The sequence below is a fragment of the Pseudonocardia sp. SID8383 genome (assembly GCF_009864975.1).
GTDB lineage: Bacteria > Actinomycetota > Actinomycetes > Mycobacteriales > Pseudonocardiaceae > Pseudonocardia > Pseudonocardia alni.
In genome coordinates this window covers 1-4834 of the sequence record NZ_WWFY01000756.1, presented here as the reverse complement: position 1 = coordinate 4834, position 4834 = coordinate 1, and the positions used below count along the sequence as shown (strand labels likewise).

General features: G+C 75.9%; 4 protein-coding genes. All 4 read left to right on the top strand.

The genetic code is table 11. From position 1 onward, the window contains the following. A partial coding sequence (locus GTW08_RS18305; RefSeq protein WP_161152270.1) for a UDP-N-acetylmuramoyl-L-alanyl-D-glutamate--2,6-diaminopimelate ligase occupies nucleotides 1-1419 on the top strand: 1419 nt, incomplete at its 5' end. A 94-nt stretch (nucleotides 1420-1513) separates the two neighbouring features. Next, a complete protein-coding gene (murF, locus tag GTW08_RS18300) occupies nucleotides 1514-2959 on the top strand; it encodes a UDP-N-acetylmuramoyl-tripeptide--D-alanyl-D-alanine ligase (protein WP_073573924.1) in 1446 nt (481 codons plus the stop codon). Then, the gene (gene mraY, locus GTW08_RS18295; protein WP_062404548.1) at nucleotides 2956-4026 is read left to right on the top strand and encodes a phospho-N-acetylmuramoyl-pentapeptide-transferase; all 1071 of its coding nucleotides are present in this window, start codon (nucleotides 2956-2958) and stop codon (nucleotides 4024-4026) included. Before murF ends, mraY begins: the two co-directional genes overlap by 4 nt. Beyond that, on the top strand, nucleotides 4023-4834 hold an 812-nt coding region (locus GTW08_RS18290; protein ID WP_346009927.1), incomplete at its 3' end, for a Mur ligase family protein. The genes mraY and GTW08_RS18290, both read left to right, overlap by 4 nt.

Sequence of the window (4834 nt, the reverse complement as noted above, 5' to 3'; positions counted from 1 at the left end):
CCCGGCGACCTGTTCGCGGCCCTGCCCGGCGCCCGCGCCCACGGCGCCGACTTCGCCGCACAGGCCATCGCCTCGGGCGCCGGCGCGATCCTCACCGACGGCGCGGGCGCGGACCGCGCCGAGATCCGGCACTCCCGGCTCCCGGTGCTGGTGCACCCGAACCCGCGCGAGGTCCTCGGCCCGGTCTCGGCCGCCGTCTACGGCGAGCCCACCGCCCGTCTGCGGGTGCTCGGGGTGACCGGCACCTCGGGCAAGACGACCGTCGCCCACCTGCTGGAGGCGGGCCTGACCGCCGCCGGGAGGGCCACCGGTCTGCTCGGCACCGTGCGGACCCGGGTCCAGGTCCCCGGCCACCCGGCCCGGGCACTGCCCAGCGCGTTCACCACCCCCGAGGCACCGGACCTGCAGGCGCTGTTCGCGGTCATGGTCGAGGCCGGCGTGACCGACGTGGCCATGGAGGTCTCCAGTCACGCGCTCGCGCTCGGCCGGGTCGGCGGGTCCCGGTTCACCGCCGGAGCCTTCACCAACCTGTCCCAGGACCACCTGGACTTCCACCCCACGATGACCGACTACTTCGAGGCCAAGGCCCGGCTGTTCGGCGGCGGCGGGGCGGGCGTGGAGGCCGCGCGGCACGGCGTCGTCTGCGTCGACGACGAGTGGGGCCGCCGGCTGGCGGCCCGCCACCGGGACGCGGTCACCGTCTCCTCCGACCCGCGCGGCGCGCCCGCCACCTGGACGGTCCGCGACCTCACCGCCCACCCCGACGGCACCCAGACCTTCACCGCGGTCGGCCCCGGCGGGCTCGCGGTGCCGGTCACGCTGAGCCTGCCCGGCCGCTACAACGTCGCGAACGCGCTCGTCGCGCTGGCCGTGCTCGACGCCGACGGGATCGACCCCGAGGTGGCCGCGGCCGGGTTCGCCCGGGCGTCGGTGCCGGGCCGGATGCAGCGCGTCGACGCCGGTCAGCCCTGGCTGGGCGTGGTCGACTACGCGCACAAGCCGGCCGCCGTCGCCGCGCTGCTGGACGCGTTGCGCCGCCAGGTCCGCCCGCACGCGCGGGTGATCACCGTGCTCGGCTGCGGCGGGGACCGCGACACCGGCAAGCGCCCGCTGATGGGCGCCGCGGCCGCGATCCGGTCCGACGTGCTCGTCGTGACCGACGACAACCCCCGCAGCGAGGAGCCCGGCGCGATCCGCCGCGCGATGCTCGACGGCGCGTTCGGCGAGCCCGCCCGCGGTGACGTCATCGAGATCGGCGACCGGCGCAGCGCGATCGTCTACGCGGTCCGCTCGGCCCGCCCTGGCGACGCGGTGGTGGTCGCCGGCAAGGGCCACGAGGCCGGCCAGGAGATCAACGGCGTCAAGTACCCGTTCGACGACACCGACGAGCTGGTGGCGGCGATCCGGGCGGCGACGTGACGCGCCGCGGGGCGACAGGGCAGGGCGTGCCGGCACCCGGCACGAACCGCGCACGGGCAGGAGGACGGATCGGACCGGTGGAGGCGAGCGGGCGATGATCGAGATGACGCCGGCGGAGATCGCGGCCGTGACCGGCGGCCGCCTGCACCGCATCGACACCGAGACCGCCGCCGCGCCGGTCACCGCCGTCGAGTTCGACTCCCGGAGGATCGGGCCGGGCGGGCTGTTCCTGGCGCTGCCGGGGGAGCGGGCCGACGGCCACGACTTCGCCGCGCAGGCCGTCACCCGCGGTGCGACCGCGGTGCTGGCGGGCCGCGAGGTCGACGCCCCCGCGGTCGTCGTGCCGCCGGTCGAGGTCCGCGACAGCCACACCTACCTCGGTGCGGTCGACCCCGACGGGACCGGCGCCGCCGTCCTGGCCGGGCTGGGCCGCCTGGCCCGGCACGTGCTGGGCGCCCTGCCGGGGCTCGCCGTCGTCGGCGTGACCGGGTCGGCGGGCAAGACCTCCACCAAGGACCTGCTGGCCGCGGTGCTGTCCCCGCTGGGGCCGACCGTCGCGCCGCCGGAGTCGTTCAACAACGAGCTCGGGACGCCGTACACCGCGCTGCGCGCCGACGCGGGCACCCGCAACCTCGTGCTGGAGTTCTCCGCCCGCGGGATCGGCCACATCGCCGCGCTGTGCGCGGTCGCGCCACCGCGGATCGGGGTCGTCCTCAACGTCGGGTCCGCCCACCTCGGCGAGTTCGGCTCCCGCGCCGCGATCGCCACGGCGAAGGGCGAGCTCGTCGAGGCGCTGCCGCCGGGTGACCTGCCCGGCGGGCGGGGCGGCGTCGCCGTCCTCAACGCCGACGACGAGCTGGTCGCCGCCATGGCGACCCGCACCCCCGCCCGGGTCGTCACCTTCGGACGCGCCGCGGACGCCCACGTGCGGGCCACCGACGTCACCCTGAGCGCGGGCCGGGCGTCGTTCCGGCTGGTCACCCCGGCCGGTTCGGCCGACGTCGCGCTGCGGCTGGTGGGGGAGCACCAGGTCTCCAACGCGCTCGCCGCCGCCGCGGTCGCCCTCGAGCTGGGCGGCACCCCGGACGGGATCGCGGCGGCGCTGTCCGCCGCGACGCCTGCGTCGCGCTGGCGGATGGAGGTCACCGACCGCGCCGACGGGGTGACCGTCGTCAACGACGCCTACAACGCCAACCCCGAGTCCGTCCGTGCCGCGATCGTCGCGCTCGGGCAGATCGCCGGCCCGGACCGCCGGGCCTGGGCGGTCCTCGGCCCGATGGCCGAGATCGGGGACGGCGCGGCCGCCGAGCACGCCGCGGCAGCGGAGAACGCCCGCGCCGCCGGGGCCCGGGTGGTCGCCGTCGGCGCACCCGACTACGGGCCCGGCGCCGAGCACGTCGCCGACGTGCCCACCGCCCTGACCCTGCTGCGGGAGCGGACCCGGCCCGGCGACGTCGTGCTGGTCAAGGCCTCCCGCAGCGCCGGGCTCGAGCGGCTCGCCGCCGGCCTGCTGACGACCGAAGGACTGGTGTGCCGGTGAGGGGCCTGTTCCTGGCCGCGGGTCTCGCGCTCGCGGTGTCGATCCTGCTCACCCCGTACCTGATCCGCTTCTTCGCGCGGCAGGGCTTCGGCCAGGAGATCCGCGAGGAGGGCCCGCAGAGCCACCAGTCCAAGCGCGGTACGCCGACGATGGGCGGCGTGGCGATCCTGCTCGCCATCTGGGTGGGCTACCTGGGCTCGCACGCGTTCACCCGGGAGCCGATCACGGCCTCGGCGCTGCTGGTGCTGTTCCTGACCACCGCGCTGGGCGTCGTCGGGTTCCTCGACGACTTCCTCAAGATCCGTCGTCAGCGCAACCTCGGGCTGAACAAGACCTCCAAGATCGTCGGCCAGGTCCTGACCGCGACGATCTTCGGTGTGCTCGCGGTGCGCTTCGTGAACGAGCGCAACCTCGCGCCCGCCTCGGAGAGCCTGTCGTTCGTCCGCGACATCACGGTGCTGAGCTTCGGCGTCGTCGGGTTCGTGCTGCTGTGCAACCTGATCGTCGCCGCCTGGTCGAACGCGGTGAACCTCACCGACGGCCTCGACGGCCTGGCCGCCGGTACCGCCGCGATGGTGCTCGGCACCTACGTGATCATCGCGTTCTGGCAGTTCCGCAACAACTGCGCGATCGCCGCGACCGCGGGCTGCTACGAGGTCCGCGACCCGCTCGACGTCGGCCTGGTCGCCGCCGCCGCGATGGGCGGCTGCATCGGGTTCCTCTGGTGGAACGCCGCCCCGGCCCGCATCTTCATGGGCGACACGGGGTCGCTCGCGCTGGGCGGCCTGCTCGCAGGGCTGTCCATGGTGACCCGCACCGAGCTGCTGCTCGTCGTCATCGGCGGCGTGTTCGTGGTCGAGGCGCTGTCGGTGTCGCTGCAGATCATCGTGTTCCGCACCTCGCGCCGCCGGCTGTTCCGGATGGCACCGTTCCACCACCACTTCGAGCTCGCCGGATGGGCCGAGACCACCGTCATCATCCGGTTCTGGCTGCTCGCCGCGATCTGCGCGGCGATGGGGCTGGGCATCTTCTACTCCGAGTGGCTGTCCATGTCGGGTTCCGGGTGAGCGGCCCGTTCGGCGGGGACCCGGTCCTGGTCGCGGGGGCCGGTGTCTCCGGTCTCGCGGCCGCGACGGCCCTGGTGGATGCGGGGGCCCGGGTGCTCCTGTCCGACGACCGCGCGGACGCGCTGTCCGCGCTGCCCGACGGTGTCGAGCCGTGGCGTGGCGGCGGGATCCCCGAGGGGATCCGCACCGTCGTCACCTCGCCCGGGCGCCGGCCGGACCACCCGCTGGTCGCCGAGGCCACCGGGCTCGGCGTCGAGGTCATCGGGGAGCCCGAGCTCGCCTGGCGGCTCGGCGCGCTGCGCGACACACCGCCGTCGTGGCTGGTCGTGACCGGCACCAACGGCAAGACCACCACCACCGAGATGCTCGCCGCGATCCTCGCGCGCGCCGGGGTCGACGCCGTCGCCTGCGGCAACATCGGCCACCCGGTGGTCACCGCGGTCGCGGGGGGCCACGCGGTGCTCGCGGTCGAGCTGTCGAGCTTCCAGCTGCACTGGTCGCCGTCGGTGCGCCCGGCCGCGGGCGTGGTGCTCAACGTCGCCGAGGACCACCTGGACTGGCACGGCGGGATGGACGCCTACGCCGCGGCCAAGGCACGCGCACTGCTGGGCGACGTCGCGGTCGGCGGGGTCGACGATCCGGTGGCCGCACGGCTGCTCGGGGAGTCCCCGGCGCCGCGACGCGTCGGGGTCACCCTCGGCCGGCCCGGACCGGACCAGCTCGGCGTCGCCGACGGGGTGCTGACCGACCGCGCGTTCGGCGGCGGGGCACTGCTGGCGGCCGACGCCGTCGTCCCCCCGGGGCCGCC